This window comes from Rhodococcus sp. ARC_M6 (assembly GCF_022810305.1).
Classification (GTDB): Bacteria; Actinomycetota; Actinomycetes; order Mycobacteriales; family Mycobacteriaceae; genus Rhodococcus_F.
Genome location: NZ_JALGQH010000012.1, coordinates 25,396 through 43,774, shown reverse-complemented (window position 1 = coordinate 43,774; position 18,379 = coordinate 25,396). Strand labels below are relative to the sequence as shown.

16 protein-coding genes and 1 pseudogene are annotated in these 18,379 nt (G+C 62.3%); 5 read left to right on the top strand and 12 right to left on the bottom strand.

What is annotated here, in order from left to right; all coding sequences use genetic code 11:
* Window positions 1-10: 10 nt before the first annotated feature.
* From MTX36_RS14715 to dapE, 4 genes are all read right to left on the bottom strand, one after another.
* Window positions 11-1,783, bottom strand: a complete 1,773-nt coding sequence (locus tag MTX36_RS14715; RefSeq protein ID WP_243620483.1) for a long-chain-acyl-CoA synthetase — start codon at window positions 1,781-1,783, stop codon at window positions 11-13.
* An 83-nt stretch (window positions 1,784-1,866) separates the two neighbouring features.
* Window positions 1,867-2,430 (bottom strand): TIGR00730 family Rossman fold protein, encoded by a 564-nt coding sequence (locus MTX36_RS14710; protein ID WP_243620482.1) that lies wholly within the window; start codon window positions 2,428-2,430, stop codon window positions 1,867-1,869.
* Window positions 2,424-3,227: a TIGR00730 family Rossman fold protein gene (locus tag MTX36_RS14705; RefSeq protein WP_243620481.1), complete on the bottom strand. Its 804-nt coding sequence runs from the start codon at window positions 3,225-3,227 to the stop codon at window positions 2,424-2,426. The genes MTX36_RS14710 and MTX36_RS14705 overlap by 7 nt, the downstream gene beginning before the upstream one ends.
* A gap of 17 nt (window positions 3,228-3,244) precedes the next feature.
* Entirely contained in the window at window positions 3,245-4,315 is a 1,071-nt protein-coding gene (gene dapE / locus MTX36_RS14700; protein WP_243620480.1) for a succinyl-diaminopimelate desuccinylase, read from the bottom strand.
* A gap of 48 nt (window positions 4,316-4,363) precedes the next feature.
* Between dapE and dapD the strand changes: the two genes are divergently transcribed.
* Together dapD and MTX36_RS14690 are read left to right on the top strand one after the other, a co-directional pair.
* Complete coding sequence (dapD, locus tag MTX36_RS14695; RefSeq protein WP_243620479.1) at window positions 4,364-5,317, top strand: 2,3,4,5-tetrahydropyridine-2,6-dicarboxylate N-succinyltransferase; 954 nt, start codon at window positions 4,364-4,366, stop codon at window positions 5,315-5,317.
* On the top strand, window positions 5,317-6,696 hold the full coding sequence (locus MTX36_RS14690) for an amino acid permease (protein WP_243620478.1): 1,380 nt from the start codon (window positions 5,317-5,319) through the stop codon (window positions 6,694-6,696). The genes dapD and MTX36_RS14690 overlap by 1 nt, the downstream gene beginning before the upstream one ends.
* A 54-nt stretch (window positions 6,697-6,750) precedes the next feature.
* Here MTX36_RS14690 and MTX36_RS14685 read toward each other — a convergent pair whose 3' ends face one another.
* The 4 genes from MTX36_RS14685 to pruA all read right to left on the bottom strand — a co-directional run bounded on the left by MTX36_RS14685 (window position 6,751) and on the right by pruA (window position 12,470).
* On the bottom strand, window positions 6,751-8,349 hold the full coding sequence (locus MTX36_RS14685; protein WP_243620477.1) for a substrate-binding domain-containing protein: 1,599 nt from the start codon (window positions 8,347-8,349) through the stop codon (window positions 6,751-6,753).
* 97 nt (window positions 8,350-8,446) lie between these two features.
* Window positions 8,447-9,865 carry an acyl-CoA synthetase gene (locus MTX36_RS14680; protein ID WP_243620476.1) on the bottom strand — a complete coding sequence of 473 codons (1,419 nt, stop codon included), beginning with the start codon at window positions 9,863-9,865 and terminating at the stop codon, window positions 8,447-8,449.
* A gap of 29 nt (window positions 9,866-9,894) precedes the next feature.
* The gene (locus tag MTX36_RS14675) at window positions 9,895-10,830 is read right to left on the bottom strand and encodes a proline dehydrogenase family protein (RefSeq protein ID WP_243620475.1); all 936 of its coding nucleotides are present in this window, start codon (window positions 10,828-10,830) and stop codon (window positions 9,895-9,897) included.
* Complete coding sequence (pruA, locus tag MTX36_RS14670; RefSeq protein ID WP_243620474.1) at window positions 10,827-12,470, bottom strand: L-glutamate gamma-semialdehyde dehydrogenase; 1,644 nt, start codon at window positions 12,468-12,470, stop codon at window positions 10,827-10,829. Before pruA ends, MTX36_RS14675 begins: the two co-directional genes overlap by 4 nt.
* Before the next feature lie 300 nt (window positions 12,471-12,770).
* On the opposite strand from pruA, the gene MTX36_RS14665 reads away from it, so the two are divergent.
* Entirely contained in the window at window positions 12,771-12,926 is a 156-nt protein-coding gene (locus tag MTX36_RS14665) for a cyclase family protein (protein WP_308198228.1), read from the top strand.
* Window positions 12,892-13,332: pseudogene (locus tag MTX36_RS14660) on the top strand (thiamine pyrophosphate-dependent enzyme); the annotation flags it as partial. The gene MTX36_RS14665 and the pseudogene MTX36_RS14660, both read left to right, overlap by 35 nt.
* Before the next feature lie 119 nt (window positions 13,333-13,451).
* Here the strand turns inward: MTX36_RS14660 and MTX36_RS14655 are convergent.
* Window positions 13,452-14,495, bottom strand: a complete 1,044-nt coding sequence (locus MTX36_RS14655) for an NAD(P)-dependent alcohol dehydrogenase (protein ID WP_243620473.1) — start codon at window positions 14,493-14,495, stop codon at window positions 13,452-13,454.
* A gap of 46 nt (window positions 14,496-14,541) precedes the next feature.
* Window positions 14,542-15,801, bottom strand: coding sequence for an MFS transporter (locus MTX36_RS14650; RefSeq protein ID WP_243620472.1), 1,260 nt, complete (start codon window positions 15,799-15,801; stop codon window positions 14,542-14,544).
* 159 nt (window positions 15,802-15,960) lie between these two features.
* On the opposite strand from MTX36_RS14650, the gene MTX36_RS14645 reads away from it, so the two are divergent.
* Window positions 15,961-16,857, top strand: a complete 897-nt coding sequence (locus MTX36_RS14645; RefSeq protein WP_243620471.1) for a helix-turn-helix transcriptional regulator — start codon at window positions 15,961-15,963, stop codon at window positions 16,855-16,857.
* 70 nt (window positions 16,858-16,927) lie between these two features.
* On the opposite strand, the gene dapC is transcribed toward MTX36_RS14645, so the two are convergent.
* Both dapC and fdxA read right to left on the bottom strand, forming a co-directional pair.
* The gene (gene dapC / locus MTX36_RS14640) at window positions 16,928-18,031 is read right to left on the bottom strand and encodes a succinyldiaminopimelate transaminase (protein ID WP_094274275.1); all 1,104 of its coding nucleotides are present in this window, start codon (window positions 18,029-18,031) and stop codon (window positions 16,928-16,930) included.
* A 5-nt stretch (window positions 18,032-18,036) separates the two neighbouring features.
* Entirely contained in the window at window positions 18,037-18,360 is a 324-nt protein-coding gene (fdxA, locus tag MTX36_RS14635; RefSeq protein ID WP_094274276.1) for a ferredoxin, read from the bottom strand.
* Window positions 18,361-18,379 lie beyond the last annotated feature (19 nt).

Genomic DNA, 18,379 nt, shown 5'->3' with positions numbered 1-18,379 from the left:
AGAGAGGGCTCTAGCCCTTGGGGATCGCACCGGCTGCGACCTCGCCGACGTAACCGTCGTACGAACCCGCGTAGCCGCTCTCACGACCGGTGAGAACGTACAGGCTGTCTGCGCCGACGTCGTATCCGTCATTGCGTAGTTCCACCTTGCGCGACTTGAACGTGCTGGTGTGTTCGAGAGAGTCGACGATGCGAATGAACAACGGAACGGCGTAGCCGGGAAGTTTTCCGTACAGGTGGGCCGCGATGTTGCTGTCGTCGACGGCGTGACCGTCGCGCAACTTCACTGCTGCCATACCGGCGCGGCCGTCGGTACCCGGGATTTCGACGCCGTAGACGACGGCTTCCTCGACCGCGGGATGTGAACTGAGTGCGCCCTCGACTTCGGTGGTCGCGACGTTCTCACCCTTCCAGCGGAAGGTGTCGCCGAGTCGGTCGACGAAGGCCACGTGCCCCCAGCCCTGCTTGCGCACGAGGTCACCGGTGTCGAACCACGTGTCCCCGTCTTTGAAACCGTCCCGGACCAACTTGCTGTTGCTCGCGGCCTCGTCGGTATATCCGTCGAAAGGCGCACGATCGGTGATCTTGGAGAGCAGCAGGCCGACGGATCCTGTCGGCACCTTGCGCAACCGCCCGTCCGGACCGCGCAGAGCCTTCCCGGTTTCTTCGTCGAATTCGACGACAGCGTGTGGCAGCGGGCAGATTCCGGCGGTCTTGTCGACGTTGAGGGCGTTGACGAACGCGATGTTGCACTCACTGGCGCCGTAGAACTCGGCTACTCGCTTGATGCCGAAGCGCTCGGTGAAATCTGCCCAGATTTCGGGGCGCAACCCGTTTCCGACCATGAGACGGACGGCGTTGTCTCGATCGGTGGGCTTCTCGGGTTGATTGAGCAGGTAGCGACACAGTTCGCCGATGTAGGCGAATGCCGTTGCCTTGTTCAGGGAGATGTCGTCCCAGAATCGCGACGCCGAAAACTGCCGTCCGATGGCGAGCGTTGCACCGGACGCCAGCACCGACGACAGCGACACCGTCAAGGCATTGTTGTGATAGAGCGGCAGGCAGCAGTACAGGGTGTCCGAACTGCGCAAACGAACGCCCATGAGTCCGAGACCGGACATCGACTTGAGCCAGCGGAAGTGAGTCATCAAGCTGGCCTTGGGCATTCCGGTGGTACCGGACGTGAAGATGTAGAACGCTTTTTCCTTGGCGAGGATTTCGGCCGTCACTGCCGGGTTGGTGGCGTCGGCCGTCTTCGCACGTTCTTCGAGTTCGCTGTAAAGAAGTTGCTGTGGCGCGACAAAGGCGTCGGGCAGGGTTTCGAGCGACTCTTCGCACTCGTCGGCCACTACCAGCACCCGGGCGCCGATCAGCGTAAGACTGTGCGCGAGAACATCATCACGCTGGTTGTAGTTCAGCATGCCTGCGGCCGCACCGAGTTTGACTGCAGCCAAAGCGATCAACAGCGATTCGGGCGTGTTCTTGCCCAGGATCGCAACAACGTCGCCGCGCTGGACTCCGCTGCCTCGCAGGACGTCGGCGTAGCGGTTGACCTTTGTGTTGGCGTCGGCGTAACTGGTTGCGCGGCCTTCGAACCGGATGAACGGCCGCGACGGATGGGCATGAGCGTTCTTCTGAAAGATCAGTCCGATGGACTCTGCGGCGGAGGGCTTGCGGGTCAGGCCCGCTGCCCCCTGCAAGAGGATGGGCACTTCAGTGATCATCGACGGCAGTTTCACCGCGAGATCCAGTAGACCGATAGTCCTGCGGGCTTCCGAACTCATGTTTCCCCAATCATGTATCCAGCGCCGGCGCGGTCGCCTCGGGCCACCTTACTTCACAGTAAGGTGGCCCGTCACGCACTTGATCAGTCGCTTACGCACGCATCCAGTGCGGCCTCCACGTCGGTCCTGACCAACAGCGTGTCCAAAGCCCTACGACCGACAAAACCGGTGCCGTCCAACTTGTTCAACCACTCGAGTAGACCCGTGTAGTGCCCGACCGGATCAAGAAGCACCACCGGCTTACTGTGCATTCCCAGGTAGCCGGCGGTCCACGTCTCGAACAACTCTTCCAATGTCCCGATACCGCCCGGCAACGTGATGAACGCGTCCGCGTTGTCTTCCATCAACTGCTTGCGCTGACGCATCGTGTCGGTGACGATCAGCTCGTCGGCATCGACATCCGCAACTTCCTTGTGCACCAAGGCCTTCGGAATAACACCGATGGTCCACGCCCCCGCCGCCCGTGCCGACTCGGCCACAGCGCCCATCATCGAGACGTTGCCGCCGCCCGAGACCAACTGCCATCCGCGTCGACCGATCGCCGTGCCCACCTCGGTAGCCAGAGCCAGGAACGATTCGTCCACCGGACCCGACGCGCAGTAAACGCACACCGAAAACTTCTTGCCCTCGCGACTATCGGTCACCATTCTTCTTCTTTCCCCAGATCTGCTGCCTCGTCGACGCCCTTGTTCGCGTCGACAACAATTCGGACTGCTTCTTCGACACTGTCCGTGACGTGCAGCAAGTTTGCATCGCCCGCGGAGATCTTTCCTTCGCGCTCGAGGGTGCCCTGGATCCACTCCACCAGCCCGGACCAGTACTCGGTCCCGAACAGAATGATCGGAAAGCGTGTGACCTTGTGCGTCTGGACCAGAGTGAGTGCCTCGAACAACTCGTCGAGCGTTCCGAACCCGCCCGGCAGGCAGATGAAGGCCTGCGAGTACTTCACGAACATCGTCTTACGCGCAAAAAAGTACCGGAAGTTGATACCGAGGTCGACCCACTCGTTGAGCCCCTGCTCGAACGGCAACTCGATGCCGAGTCCGATCGAGTAGCCGCCCGCTTCGCTGCAACCACGGTTGGCAGCTTCCATGACGCCGGGGCCACCGCCCGTGATAACCGCGAAGCCCTCCTCTGCAAGGGCAGTTCCGAGTTCACGGCCGGCGAGGTACTCGGGATGGTCGACCGGAGTGCGCGCCGAACCGAAAACGGTTACCGCACGCGGCACCTCCGCGAGCGCACCGAACCCTTCGATGAATTCACTCTGGATGCGCAGCACCCGCCACGGATCGGTATGCACCCAGTCGGTCGGTCCCCGCGAGTCCAGCAACCGCTGGTCGGTGGTGGTCGACTCATCCTTGCGTTTACGACGCAACTGAACCGGGCCGCGATGCTTGATGGACGAGGTCTGCTTCTTGGAGGCTGAACTCTTCTCAGGTGCCATGCACGCAAGGCTAACGGCTAGGCCGACAAGTACTTCCTCAATACGGCCGCGACGTCGGTAATCTGCTGCACCGGGACGTGCTCGTCGCGCTTGTGCGCGAGGTTGGGATCACCGGGGCCGTAGTTGACGGCCGGAATACCGAGTGCCGAGAATCTGGAGACATCCGTCCAGCCGTACTTGGCGCGGAACTGGCCGCCGGCAGCTTCGATCAGTGCGGCAGCCGACGGGTTCGCCAGCCCCGGCAGAGCGCCGGGCGAGGAATCCGTGACCTCGAAACCGAGACCCAGTCCGTCGAACACTTCCCGCACGTGGGCCTCCGCCTGTTCCTGACTACGGTCGGGCGCAAAACGGAAATTGACATCCATCTCCGCCTCGTCGGGCACCACGTTTCCCGCGACGCCACCGGAGATCCGCACAGCTGACAAGCCTTCGCGGTAACCGCAACCATCGATGTCGACCGAGCGCGGCTGGTACGCAGACAAGCGTTCGAGAGCCGCACCGAACTTGTGGATGGCGTTGTCCCCCAGCCAAGACCTCGCCGAATGCGCACGGGTGCCCGAAGCACTCAAGCGCACTCGCATGGTTCCCTGGCACCCGGCTTCGATGAACCCGGCCGTCGGCTCGCCCAGGATCGCGACGTCCGCAGCGAGCCACTCGGGGATCTCACGTTCGATCCGGCCCAGTCCGTTGAAGGTGGCAGCAATTTCTTCGCAGTCGTAGAAGACCAACGTCAGATCGTGTGCCAAGTTCTCGATGGTCGCGGCGAGGTGCAGGAACACCGCGTCGCCAGACTTCATATCCACGGTGCCGCAACCGTGCAGGATATCGCCCTCACGACGCGAAGGAACGTTGTCGGCAATCGGAACCGTGTCGAGGTGCCCCGCCAACATGACCCGACTGGGCAGTCCGAGGGACGTCCGCGCCAGCACCGCGTTGCCGTTGCGAATGATCTCGAAGCCGGTGGTCTGCTCACGCAGCGCGTCCTCGACAGCCTGTGCGATGGCAGATTCGTCGTGGGAAACGCTGGGGATGTCGACCAGTGCAGCCGTCAGGTCGATGGGGTCCGAGGCAAGATCGAGGATGCTCACACGCACCAGAATAGGCCGCCGGCCACGACACCAGTAATCTCTAGTTCTGTGAGCGCACAGGGAGCAACAGCAGTAGGTATCGCCAACGTGACCGCGGACGGAACCGTCCTCGACACCTGGTTCCCCGCACCGGAGCTGGGAACATTCGACAAATCCGGTACCGAGAACGTCGAGGGAACAGACATTCCTTCCGATCTCGCCCTGCTGGCCGGCAACGACGAAGCTCGCGAGGTCTCGCAGGTCATCGTCCGCACCACCATCGCCGACCTCAGCAAGGCCCCGGTTGACGCCTACGACGTCTACCTGCGCCTTCACCTACTTTCCCACCGCCTCGTCGCGCCTCACGGCGTCAACCTCGACGGCCAGTTCGGTCTCCTCGCCAACGTCGTCTGGACCAACTTCGGCCCGTGCGCCGTCGAAGGATTCGAGCAGGTCCGTTCGCGTCTGCGCATCCGCGGCGTCGTCACCGTCTTCAGCGTCGACAAGTTCCCCCGCATGGTCGACTACGTCGTCCCCGCCGGCGTACGCATCGCCGATGCCGATCGCGTCCGCCTGGGCGCACACCTCGCAGCCGGCACCACCGTCATGCACGAAGGCTTCGTGAACTTCAACGCCGGCACCCTCGGCAACTCCATGGTCGAAGGCCGCATCTCCGCCGGCGTCGTCGTCGACGATGGATCCGACGTGGGCGGCGGCGCATCCATCATGGGCACCCTGTCCGGCGGCGGAAAGGAAACGATCTCCCTCGGCAAGCGCTGCCTCCTCGGCGCCAACTCGGGCCTCGGCATCTCCCTCGGCGACGACTGCGTCCTCGAAGCCGGCCTGTACGTCACCGCGGGCACCAAGGTCACCGGCCCCGACGGCACCGTCGTCAAGGCCAAGGACCTCAGCGGCAAGTCCAACCTTCTGTTCCGTCGTAACTCCGTATCGGGTGCCGTCGAGGTCGTGCCGTGGAAGGGCACCGGCGTCGAATTGAATGCTGCACTCCACGCCAACGACTGATGAGTAACACCGACGCCCGCGAGGAAGCACCCACCGCTCTCGGTCACGGCCTCAAGGTCCGACATCTCACGATGATGGGCCTGGGCTCAGCCATCGGCGCCGGCCTGTTCCTCGGAACGGGCGTCGGTATTGCGACGGCCGGGCCCGCGGTCCTGCTCTCCTACATCGTCGCGGGCGCCGTAGTCGTCTTCGTGATGCGGATGCTCGGCGAGATGGGCGCGGCGATTCCGGCCAGCGGTTCCTTCTCGCACTACGCCCGTCTGGGTATCGGCGAGTGGGCCGGATTCGTGATGGGCTGGCTCTACTGGTTCATGCTCATCATGGTTCTGGGCGCCGAGATCACCGGAGCCTCCGACATCGTCGACAACTGGCTACCCGGGGTACCCCAGTGGGTGGTGGCCCTCGTCTTCGTGGTGTTCTTCGCCGCCGTGAACCTGGCCAAGGTCAGCAACTTCGGCGAGTTCGAATTCTGGTTCGCCGCAATCAAAGTCACCGTCATCATCGGCTTCCTGATCGTCGGTGTGTTGCTCGTCTTCGGACTTCTTCCCGGTACCGACCCGGTAGGAACCTCCAACCTGTTCGGTCAAGGCGGCTTCATGCCCACCGGATTCTCGGGCGTCGCTGCCGGACTTCTGGTGGTGGCCTTCGCCTTCGGCGGTATCGAAATCGTCACCATTGCCGCCGCCGAATCCGAGAATCCGGAACGCTCCATCGCCATCGCTGTCCGCAGCGTGGTGTGGCGTATCAGCGTCTTCTACATCGGCGCCATCTCGATCATGGTCTTGGTGCTGCCGTGGAACGATCCGGGACTCGAGAGCGGCCCGTTTGTCGCCGTACTCAACAAGGCCGACATCCCCGGCGTCGCGGGATTCATGGAACTTGTTGTGGTTGTTGCCTTGCTGTCGGCATTCAACGCCAACATCTACGGCACCTCACGTATGGCGTTCTCATTGGCCCGGCGCGGCGACGGTCCGGCGTTCATGGCAAAACTCTCGAAAACCGGTGTACCCACCAACGCGGTATTGCTCTCGGTCTTCTTCGGTTTCGTCAGTGTGCTCCTGAACTGGCTTCTGCCCGACGACCTGCTCGGCATCCTGCTCAACGCAGTCGGCGCGGCACTGCTCGTCATCTGGATCTTCATCGTCGTCTCGCACCTTCGGTTGCGCCGGCAACTCGAGGCCGAAGGCAAGCTCTCGATCCGCATGTGGCTGTTCCCGTATCTCAGCTACGCCACCCTGGCGATGCTCGGAGCGTTTGTCATCCTCATGCTGTTCGACGACGACGCCCGCGCCCAGCTGATCTCGACATCGGTCCTCTTCGCGATAATCGCGGCACTCGGGTATCTGAACACCCGACTGCGGAAGGCGAAGCAGCCCTGATGGTGAAGGATTTCGTTCGCTGAGCGAACGAAATCCTTCACCATCAGAGGGGTTTTACGCGCCGCGGTGAGCCAACGCATTCACGAACACTTCGGAAATCTCCGACGGGTCACGCGCGATGTACGTGGAGCCGCCGGTAACTCTCGAAATATCCGCCAGCGCAGCTGCGTCGGCATCGTCGGTGATACCGATGGTCACGATGATCACCGGGCGGGCCGGATCCTGCTCACGTGCAAGCACATCGAGTAGCTGCTCCCGAGTAATACTGTCCGCATCCTCATTGGCGCCGTCGGTCAGCACGATCACACTGTTGACTGCTCGCGGATCGTACGATTCCTGTACCTTGCGAAACGCTGCCAGGGTGGTGTCGTAGAGACCCGTCGCCCCGCGCTTGAGTTGGGTCAACCGATTGGCCTGCTCTGCCATCAGCGTTCGCTGAGACACTCCGTCGACAATGGTGTCGTAGCGTCGGATCGGAACCAATTCCTGGTAGTCCTGAGTTCCGTTCATACCCTGGGAAAAAGCCCACAACCCAGCGGCCACACTGTCCGGGAAAACTTGGTTACCGGCCAGCGCTGCGGCTGTCGTGAGCTGCATCCGATTTTTTCCGCCGGTAGCCGGGAAGTCCATCGAAGACGACACGTCGATCGCGACCAGGGTGCGAATCGGCTTGGCCATCAGCGTCCAGGCACCGAGCGTTCGATCTGCCGCGGATTGGTCCGGTGCCGGCAGCGCCGTGACGTTTCCGATTCCGCCATCCACCGGCGTCGCTCCGGAGGCGTCACGGAAACCGTTGCGGGTCAATACTTCCTGTGATGCTTCACTCTTGAATATCACTTCGAGGGCATCAGCTTTCTTGGCTGACAGATAGTGACGCTCGGGGTCCGAGGCGCTCACGACCAGTGGGTAGTCCATCATCATGGTGCCGGTGGCCGGCACGGTCGCGTTGATGGACGGATTACCGAACTGCACGACCTGCTGCTCGGTCGATACCCCGACTTTGCCGGTGCTGACCAGCTCGGTCAGCATCTTGGCTCCGACCGGCTGATCCTCGGTCCGCACACTCTCCGACTGCGCGTGCGGCACCAATGCCGCACGTACCGATTCCGCCCCACCACTGTGTTCGGCGAGCGCGGCCAGGATCGGGGCCGACGCAGTACCGGTGGACAGGGGGTTGCCCATTGCAAGGTCCGGCACTTCCAACACCGACAGCCAGTTCGCGAACTGCTCACCGCCGCCCGAAGCCAGCACGACCGGAGTGGTCGCGATCGACCCGCCCGCCGTGGCAACCGGCCCCGCCGCTGTAAGAGCGGCTTTGCCGACCCACGCGGCGGAGTCGGGAATCCACAGATCGGGTGCATCGACGCCCTTACCGAGACGCCCCACGATGTCGCCCGGGAGTGCAGCTTCGACGACGATCCGCGCGCAGTCCGTCTGCTCCGGCGGCACGTCGCCCAGCACCTCGGATACGGCGGGTGCGATCGACGGATCCGCTGCCAGAGTGAACTCGTCGACGCTCGGACAGGTCTCGGGTTGGACTGCCTTGAAAACGACAATTCCGGTGGCAGCTACTGCAACCAGAACCAACCCGCTCAACGCGTAAAACCCGAATGAACGCCCGCTGTCAGCGCTCGAGTGCCGTCCGCCCGCCATGAAATCTGCCCTCCCGAAGCCAGTCGCAGGTGCGACTGGAGCAATCCGTACCGGCGGGAAGTGTAGCGAAGAACACGGAAAATCCAACCAAACGAGATTATTCGGGCATCAAAAGTCGCTTTTGTACCTTGCCCATCGCGTTCCGCGGGAGCGCCTCGACAAACCGAATTTCGCGCGGACGCTTATGTGCCGACAGCTGTCCACCAACCAGATCGATCAGCTCTGTCTCGGACACCTCCGGTTCGGAATGACGCCGAACGACAAATGCCACAATCCGCTGGCCGAGGTCCGAATCGGGGACACCGACTACCGCAACTTCAGCCACCGAAGGATGCCCGAGAAGTGCCGTCTCGATCTCACCGGCGCCGACGCGAAAGCCTCCGGTCTTGATCAGGTCGATGGATTCACGGCCGACAATTCGATGGAATCCGCCCTCGTCGATCACCGCAACATCACCGGTCTTGAAGAACCCATCGTCCGTCCAGGATTCGGCCGTCGCGTCGGGACGGTTCAGATAACCGTCGAACAACATCGGACCACGCACCTGGAGGCCGCCGATGCTCTCGCCGTCATGAGGCACGTCGTTGCCCGCTTCGTCGCGCAACCGAGTTTCCACGCCGCGAACGGGTACGCCCACCCAACCGGGCCGACGCTCGCCGTCGACGCGCGTACTGAGCGTCAGCATCGTCTCGCTCATTCCGTAACGCTCGATCGGTGTCAGACCCGTGAGATCGCGCAGTTTCTCGAACACCGGAACCGGCAAGGGCGCGCTGCCGGAAACCAGCAACCGCGCCGACGACAATGCGCGCGCCGACGCCTCGTCCTCGACGACCCGCGACCAGACCGTCGGCACCCCGAAGTAGAGGGAGCCACCGGCTTGCGCATAGGCCTGCGGGGTCGGCTTGACGGTATGGACCAATCGGCTTCCCACCCGAAGCGGCCCCAGCACGCCCAGGATCAGACCGTGTACGTGGAAGAGCGGAAGTCCGTGTACGACGGTGTCCTTCCCCGTCCACTCCCACGCCTCGGCCAGAGCGTCGATGCCGGCGGCGATAGCGCGGCGGCTCAGCAGTACGCCCTTCGGCGGCCCGGTCGTGCCGGAAGTGTAGAGAACAAATGCCGTGGATTCCGGGGAAGGCTCCTGGTAGCTGTGCCACGAACGGGCATGCAGCCGAACCGGAACGACGGGCAGACCAACGCACAACTCGTCGGTCTCCCCCAGCCAGGCCTGGGCCCCGGAGTCATTAAGTATGTGCTCGCGTTCGGCAATCCCGGCGTCCGGCGGAACCGGAACGACGGTGACGCCCGCAATGAGAGCGCCGACTACCGCGAGGATCGTTTTTGCCGTCGGTGTCGCCAGCACGGCAACCCGCTGAGCCTGCGCGACCCGCTCGGCAACCGAGGTGGCCGCACCGAGAATCTGGCTTCGGGAGAGCGTCGTGTCCCCGATCCTGATCGCGTCCTCGACATCGTCGCCGCGGGCAATGGCAAGGGAATTCAGTGATCGGAGCAGCATACCGACAGCATCTCACAACGCACTGACTGTCAATTGCGAGAGACAAGCGATCTCAGGAAGAACCGGAGATTCGCCGGGCGCTCAGCAAGCCGGCGCATGAAGTACGGGTACCACGCGCTGCCGTAGGGAACATACGTCCGGACGCGGTTTCCGGCAGCCACCAACCGCGCCTGTTCGTCCTCTCGAATGCCGTACAACATCTGATATTCGAACTGTCGCCGAACCCTGTGTGCCGCCGCCTCGATCACGGCAGGATCGTGTGACGCGACCATCGGGTATCCCGTTCCCTCACACAGAACGTCAAGACACCGCAGATACGACGCCGTCACCTCGTCCCGACGCCGGTACGCCACTGACGACGGTTCGTTGTAGGCGCCTTTGCATAATCTGATCCGGGCATCCGCGAACTCATGACAATCCGATTCGGTACGTTTCAGATAGGCCTGCAGCGCTGTGCCTAACCACGGGAAATCGTTGTGTAACAAGCGAACAGCGGCGAGGGTCGAATCAGTGGTGGTGTGATCTTCGGCATCGACGGTGACCCAAACTCCGGAAGACTGTGCCGCCTCGCAGAGGATTCGAGCATTCTTGACGGCATCTTCGGCACAGAACTCGACGCCCAAGGCGGAAAGTTTCATCGACACCTCCACCGGCGGCACCGAGGTAGTCGAGTCGGTGAGTTTTCCCAATTCCTCGATCAGCGACAGGTATTCGTCCACGGTTGCCTGCGCAGCAGCCGTATCGGTGACGTGCTCCCCCAGAAAGTCGACCGAGACGTACCGCCCCCCGTCGAGCAATCGACTCACCACGTCGATCGCGTCGCTGCGCCCGCTGCCGGCAACAAACCGATTCACCAACTGCCGACTCAGAGACGTCGACGTAATCGCGTGTTCACACCGAGAGGATCGTGCAGCCGCCAAGATTACCGGCCGAAGCGGATTGGTCAGTACAACAGGCGGTTTCACGGTTCCGGCTCCATGTGCGGATACCGGTAATCCACGGGAGCAACAAACGTTTCTTTCACCGTTCGAGCCGATACCCACCGCATCAAGTTGAGCGGGGAGCCCGCTTTGTCGTTAGTGCCGGACGCACGGGCACCACCGAACGGTTGCTGCCCCACCACTGCCCCACTGGGCTTGTCGTTGACGTAGAAATTTCCGGCCGTAAATCGCAAAGCATCTGTTGCCTGCGCCACTGCAGCGCGATCTGTGGCAAAGATCGATCCGGTCAGTGCATACGGGGCCGCGGAATCTGCTTCCGACAGGATCCGCGCAAATGCGTCCGGTGCATTGTCGTCGTAGAGATGAATCGAGAGGATCGGCCCGAAGTACTCCGTCGTCATCGCCTCGTCGTGTGGATCATCCACCAGCAATACCGTGGGGCGAACAAAATAGCCGACACTGTCGTCAGATTTTCCGCCGACAACAACGTCGATGCCCGGCGTCGCGTGAGCCCGCCCGATTGCCGCCACGCTCTTGTCGAATGACCGACGATCAATGACTGCGCCCCCGAAGTTCTCGAGATCCGTCACGTCGCCGTAAGTGATTCCGTCCACTTCTTCGAGGAATTCCTCACGCATCACCGACCACAGACTTCGCGGAACGTAGGCACGGGAAGCGGCCGAACACTTCTGGCCTTGGTACTCGTACGCTCCCCGGATCAGCGCTGTTTTCAGGATGTCGGGATCCGCCGACGGGTGAGCAACCACAAAGTCCTTCCCGCCGGTCTCCCCCACCAATCGTGGATAGCCCGCGTAGTCCCCGATGTTCGCGCCTACCTGCGCCCACAAGGATTGGAAAGTTCGGGTGGAACCGGTGAAGTGAATGCCGGCCAGACGCCGATCCCGCAGTGCCACTGCAGAAATATCCGGCCCATCGCCGGTCACCAGATTGATCACCCCGGGCGGAAGTCCAGCTTCTTCGAGCAGTTTCATCGTCCAGTACGCCGCGACCGTCTGCGTGGGCGACGGCTTCCAGAGAACCGTGTTTCCCATCAGCACCGGAGCAGTCGGGAGGTTACCGGCAATGGCGGTGAAATTGAACGGCGTAATCGCGTAGACAAATCCTTCCAGCGGACGGTATTCCATCCGGTTCCAGACTCCGGGCGACGACTGTGGCTGCTCGGCCAGGATCTGGCGTGCAAAGTGCACGTTGAATCGCCAGAAGTCCACCAACTCGCAGGGCGCGTCAATCTCGGCCTGTTGCACCGACTTCGACTGGCCCAGCATGGTTGCCGCCGCGATTCGTTCACGCCACGGACCCGAGAGTAGGTCTGCGGCCCGCAGAATCACCGCAGCTCTGTCGTCGAACGAAAGTTCACGCCAACCAGGGGCTGCAACTGTCGCCGCATCGATGGCAGCAGCAGCGTCCTCACCGGTGCCGTTGCGGAACGTGCCCAGTACATGCGCGTGCCGGTGAGGTTCGACGACATCCACAGATACGCCTGCTCCACGCACTTCGGAGCCGCCGATCACGTGCGGGATCTCGATGCATTCACTGGACACACTGCTCAAGGCCGATCGAAGCCGAGCACGCTCAGGACTACCCGGCACGTAGGAATGAACCGGTTCATTGACCGGAATCGGAACTGCGGTAACGCCGTCCATGTTGACTCCTTGACCCGTGAGGACCTTCCTTCAGGCTAACCCGGCGAGTGGCAGAACGCAGTGCTCGATAGTGTGCGGATACACCCGATTCGCTCGAATCGAAGGATGGCATATGAGGACACTCAACTAACTGCTCGCTAAAATCGGCACCCAGTCCATCGAGATCATCGACCTCACGGCCCCGTTGAGTTCCACCACCCCGGTGCTGTGATTGCCGGAGCCGTTCGCGAACACGATCGCCGCAACACTCAACCTGTGAGCAATTTCGACGACGACGGACCCTTGTGGAGCTGAAATAAACTGCATACCGGCGAGCACACCGGCACGCACCTGGACGCGCCGACCCATTGGGTGAGCCGCCGCGATGGTCTCAGCTTCGATCAGATTCCGAGCATTGGTCGCCACATCTGCTCCGGCCAACGGATTGGCCTCTGCGATCGGCACCGCGCTGGCTAAACCGGATCGCTTACCCGACGCAGCCCTCGGTGACGGCGGATTTCTGATGGGCATTTCGGAACTCGAAACGGTTGTCCGCCTGAAACTTCCCCTGGTGATTGTGATGTACAACGACAGCGCCTACGGCGCCGAGGTCCATCACTTCACGGATCCCGAGATGGACCGTTCGATAGTGACCTTTCCGGAAACCGACCTCGCGGCAATTGCCCGCGGTTACGGCGCCGAAGGTGTCGCCGTCCGCACCTCGGAAGATTTTAATGCGGTACGTAACTGGGTAGACGGCTCACGTGATCGGCCCCTCGTCATCGACGGTCCCTTCGACCATGCCCACCTCGATTGCCGAGTCGGCAGAACTACTCGCGGACGAAGGGAGCGATCTGGCGGCAGCCGGAATCGTCGAATGTGAGGTGGAACGTTCGACGAATGTCGTGCATCCGGTGACGGCGAACACGATGGCCACTGTTCCGGCGATGACAAACTTTGTCGCATGGGTTCCTTCTGTCGCGATTGCAGTTCGCACCGGGTCTAGAGGAGGGTCGCGGTGTCGATGACGAACCGGTACCGAACATCGGAGGTAAGGACGCGTTCGTAGGCGTCGTTGATCTGATCGGCGGCGATGAGTTCGGTTTCGGGAGCGATGCCGTGCTCGGCGCAGAAGTCGAGCATTTCCTGGGTCTCACGGATGCCGCCGATCGCCGACCCTGCGAAGGAACGGCGCCCTAGGATCAGCGAAAAAACTTCCACCGGAAGCGGTTCCGACGGTGCGCCGACGTTCACCAGAGTGCCGTCGAGAGTCAGTAACTGCAGGTAGGAGTTGATATCGATGTGTGCGCTGACGGTGTTCACGATCAGATCGAAGGTGTCTGCAAGATCGGTGAATGTTGTCGGGTCACTGGTGGCGTAGTAGTGATCTGCGCCGAGACGCACACCGTCGTCCTTCTTGCTCAGGGTCTGGGACAGGACGGTGACGTCGGCGCCCAGCGCGTGTGCGATCTGGACCGCCATATGGCCCAGTCCGCCCATCCCCACGATCGCAACTTTCTTGCCGGGGCCGGCGCCCCAGTGTTTGAGTGGTGAGTAGGTGGTGATGCCGGCGCACAGCAGTGGGGCGGCCGCTGCGAAGTCGATGCTCACCGGAACGCGAAGGACGAAGTCTTCGTCCACGACGACGTGCGTGGAGTATCCGCCCTGGGTGATGGTGCCGTCGCGGTCCACGCTGCCGTAGGTCCCGATATTGCCTTCGCGGCAGTACTGCTCTTCGCCGCCACGGCAGTGGACGCATTCGCGGCACGAGTTGACCATGCAGCCGACACCCACTCGATCACCGACGGCGTGCTTGGTGACGGCCGAACCCACTTCGGTGACGATGCCGGCGATTTCGTGACCGGGAGCGAGGGGGTAGTTCTGGGGACCCCAGTCTCCGCGGACGGTGTGGATGTCCGAGTGACAGATTCCGGCGTACTTGATTTCGATGAGCACGTCGCTCGGGCCGACGTCGCGGCGTTCGATGCGTGTGCGGACAAGGGGTTCGGTTGCGGACGGGGCGGCGTAAGCGGTGACGGTGTGCATGTATCTATCTCCGGGGTGTGGTTGGTCGGATGGGTGTGACGGTGAGCTAGCGGGCGGGGAATGCTGTGTGGCGGGCAGTGAAGGCGATGGAGACGGCGATTGCGGCGAGCCCGATCATGAGGAAAGGCAGAGCCATTCCGTCGAAGGTGCTCACGAGTACCGCTCCCAGAACTCCGGCCGAGAAGATGGCGACGTTGAACGCGACCCCGAGCAGGGAGTTGGCGATGTCTGCGTTCTCTCCGCTTGCTGCGCTGATAGCTGTCTGCAGCTGTGGCGCCGCGCCGCCGAAGGCGACTCCCCAGAGAACAACGGCGACGAACACCGCAGCGAGCGACTGGCTTAGGACACCGAAAATCACACCCGCAGTGAGGAAGAGGGAGAGGCTGCCCAAAATCAGTGGCCGAGGGACGCGGTCGATGAGGACGCCGGTGATCGCGATGCCGATCAGCGCGGAAACCCCGAACACCATCAGAACCACGTCTACCGAGATCGACACATTCGCGGTCCGGAGATAGGACGCAATATAGGTGTAGACCGTGTTGTGCGCGAGCATCCACGCAAAAATGACGACGAGGATGACGGTGACGCCGGGAATGGCAAACACCCGCACGAGGGGGACGCGTGATTCCGGACGTTGTCCCGGGGCATCGGGAACGATCGTCAGGGCGAGGACGGCGGTGACAACCGTCAACACGGAGAGGACTCCGAAAGACCAGCGCCAGTCGAATGTAGTGCCCAGCCACGATCCGAAAGGCGTTCCGATGGCCAAGCCGAGGGGTGTGCCGATCGAAGCAATGGTGAGAGCTCGCCCGGCAAGTTCGGGGGCGGTGATGCGACGTGCGTATCCTGCGAGCATTCCCCACACCAGACCGGAGAAAGCGCCGGCTGCGAACCTCGCGATCAACGTCAGCGCGATATCCGGGGAGAAAACGGTGATCGTGTTCGCGATCAGAAATCCCAGGATGCCGACGAGGAACACAGGTTTGCGTCGCATGCCGCGGGTGAATGCTATCGCCGGGATGGTGAGGACCACGGTACCCAGAGCGTAGGCGCTGACCAGCTGTCCCGCGGCTCCTTCGGAGACGTTCAAGCCGCCCGCGATGTGCGGCAACAAACCGGCGGGCATGGTTTCGGTGGCGATGAGAATGAACCCCATGAGCGCCATGACGAGTAGTGCCTGCAACGGTAGGTTGCCACGTGGATACGACGAGTCCACGAGTCTGGCCGGCATCGGCGTGTTTGGGTCGACGGAAGCGGATTGCGCTAGCACGCTTACGGTTTCGATCGGCTTGGTCTCTGACTTCAAGGTAGTTTCGTTTCTTCTTCGTCGACGGGTCGCAGGCGGGAGCCTTGGCAATTTCCCTCTTCACCAGCACACCACTCAATGCGCACGGGAGGGAGTCCCGGTTGGTGGAGGTACTGCAAGGGACTCCCTCGACACCGGGGCCTCGACTACCGTCGACGTATGGACAATCGAGCGGAAGTCCGAGAATTCCTGACCTCGCGTCGTGCCCTGGTCACTCCGGAACAAGTCGGACTCCCAGCGGGAACTAATCGGCGGGTCGAAGGGCTTCGCCGCAGTGAGGTCGCGACCCTGGCCGGCGTCAGCATCGAGTACTACACACGCATAGAACGCGGCGCGATCAGCGGCGCCTCACCCGAGGTCCTCGACAGTCTCGCCAAGGCATTGCGCCTTGACGACGCCGAGCGTGCACATCTGTTCGATCTCGCCCATGCAGCAAGTCCCGTGGCCAGGCCCCCGCGGCGCCGCAATTCGAAAACGTGGGTCCCGCACCAGAGTTTGCAGTGGGCCCTCGACGCGATCACCGCCGGCCCCGCATTCGTCCGCAACGGACGCATGGACATCCTTGCTGTCAACATGCTGGCCCGCGCGTTCTACGGGGACGTCTACGACATGCCTGGCCAGCCGCCGAACATCGCCCGGTATACCTTCCTCGACGAGCGGGCACGCGACTTCTACCCCGACTGGGAACTCTTTGCCGAGGTGACGGTCGCCATCTTGCGCACCGAAGCCGCCCGCGACCCACACAACAAGGAACTTCACGACCTCATCGGTGAGCTCAGCACCCGTTGCGAAGAATTTCGCCGTCGATGGAGCGCACACAATGTCCGACACCACGGCACTGGTTCCAAGACCTTCCACCACCCCGTCGTCGGTGAACTCACCCTTGCGTACGAGGGACTCGAGATGGCCGCCGAACCCGGCCTGACACTGACCATCTACACCGCAGAGCCGGACTCCGGATCCGAACAAGCGCTGCGACTGCTCGCCTCATGGGCCGCCAGCGAATATGGTGCTCCGGTTCCCACTTCGCCGGCAAAGGAATCTACCGGCCACTGACTCCGGACGGCAAAAAAGAATTGTCCGGCACCTGAAGTTCAGGTGCCGGACAATCGTTTTCGAGAATTGGCTACGCCGTGAGTCGCTTTGCCGCAGCGGCAATCCGCTCATCCGTAGCCGTCAAAGCAATACGTACATGCTTGCTTCCGCTCGGTCCGTAGAACTCGCCGGGAGCGACCAGGATGCCGCGATCGGCAAACCACGCAACCGTGTCGCGGCAGGCTTCACCGCGAGTAGCCCACAGGTAAAGGCCGGCCTCGGAATTGTCGACGGTGAATCCGGCACCGCGAACGGCGTCGAGCAACACGCTTCGGCGCTCGCGGTAGCGCTCACGTTGCACGTTCTCGTGCAGATCGTCGCCGAGTGCAGCTTCCATCGCAGCCTGAATGGGCAGCGGCAGAATCATTCCGGCGTGCTTGCGGACTTCGAGAAGTTCCGCGACCAAGGCCGGATCGCCGGTGACAAAACCTGCGCGGTAGCTCGCCAGGTTCGAGGTCTTGGACAGTGAATGCACGGCCAGCAGGCCGGTCAGGTCACCGTCGTTGACGCGTGGATCGAGAATGGACAGTGCATCCGATTCCCAGGTCAGGCCGAGGTAGCACTCGTCGGAGACGACGATGGCGCCTCGCTCGCGTGCCCACGCCACAACCTTCTGCAGGTGTTCGAGGCCGAGCACCTTGCCGGTGGGGTTGGACGGCGAATTCACGAAGATCAGCGATGCCGATTCGGGACCCAGTTTGTTCAGCCCGTCGGCACGAATGATCCGTGCGCCGGCCAACTTCGCAGCGACCTCGTAGGTGGGGTACGCCAACTCCGGAATGACAACGAGGTCGTCGGCACCGAGGCCCAAGAGCGTCGGCAACCACGCGATCATTTCCTTGGTACCGATGGCCGGCAGCACGGCTGCCGGATCGATATCCGGAATGTTGTAGCGGCGATCGAGTGACTCGGCAACAGCCTCACGCAGAGCGAGAGTTCCGTGCGTAGTCGGGTAACCCGGGACCTCTGCAACGGATGCCAGAGCTTCCCGGATCACCGGATCAACCGGGTCGACCGGCGTACCCACCGACAAATTCACGATGCCGTCGGGATGCGCGTGTGCCTTGGCTGTGACATCTGCCAGCGAATCCCACGGAAAATCGGGAAGCCCGGCAGCAACCGGAGTACGAGACAAGATTTCTATTCCTCACCCATGGGAGGCAGGGCCTTGATGAACGGCGTGTCATAGTCGACCTTGCCGAGCTTGGCGGCTCCACCAGGCGAGCCGAGGTTGTCGAAGAAATCGACATTGGCGCTGATGTACGGGCTCCACTGCTCGGGAACGTCGTCTTCGTAGAAGATCGCTTCGACGGGACAGACAGGTTCACACGCGCCGCAGTCGACACATTCGTCGGGGTGGATGTAGAGCATGCGCCCACCCTCGTAGATGCAGTCGACAGGGCATTCCTCGATACAAGCCTTGTCCAACACATCTACACACGGTTCAGCAATCGTGTAGGTCACTGCCTTCTCTCCCTACCTT

Coding starts and splice junctions, on each gene's coding strand:
- MTX36_RS14715 (WP_243620483.1), bottom strand. CDS start 1,783: ATGAGTTCGGAAGCCCGCAGGACTATCGGTCTACTGGATCTCGCGGTG.
- MTX36_RS14710 (WP_243620482.1), bottom strand. CDS start 2,430: ATGGTGACCGATAGTCGCGAGGGCAAGAAGTTTTCGGTGTGCGTTTAC.
- MTX36_RS14705 (WP_243620481.1), bottom strand. CDS start 3,227: ATGGCACCTGAGAAGAGTTCAGCCTCCAAGAAGCAGACCTCGTCCATC.
- MTX36_RS14690 (WP_243620478.1), top strand. CDS start 5,317: ATGAGTAACACCGACGCCCGCGAGGAAGCACCCACCGCTCTCGGTCAC.
- MTX36_RS14685 (WP_243620477.1), bottom strand. CDS start 8,349: ATGGCGGGCGGACGGCACTCGAGCGCTGACAGCGGGCGTTCATTCGGG.
- MTX36_RS14680 (WP_243620476.1), bottom strand. CDS start 9,865: ATGCTGCTCCGATCACTGAATTCCCTTGCCATTGCCCGCGGCGACGAT.
- pruA (WP_243620474.1), bottom strand. CDS start 12,470: ATGGACGGCGTTACCGCAGTTCCGATTCCGGTCAATGAACCGGTTCAT.
- MTX36_RS14655 (WP_243620473.1), bottom strand. CDS start 14,495: ATGCACACCGTCACCGCTTACGCCGCCCCGTCCGCAACCGAACCCCTT.
- MTX36_RS14645 (WP_243620471.1), top strand. CDS start 15,961: ATGGACAATCGAGCGGAAGTCCGAGAATTCCTGACCTCGCGTCGTGCC.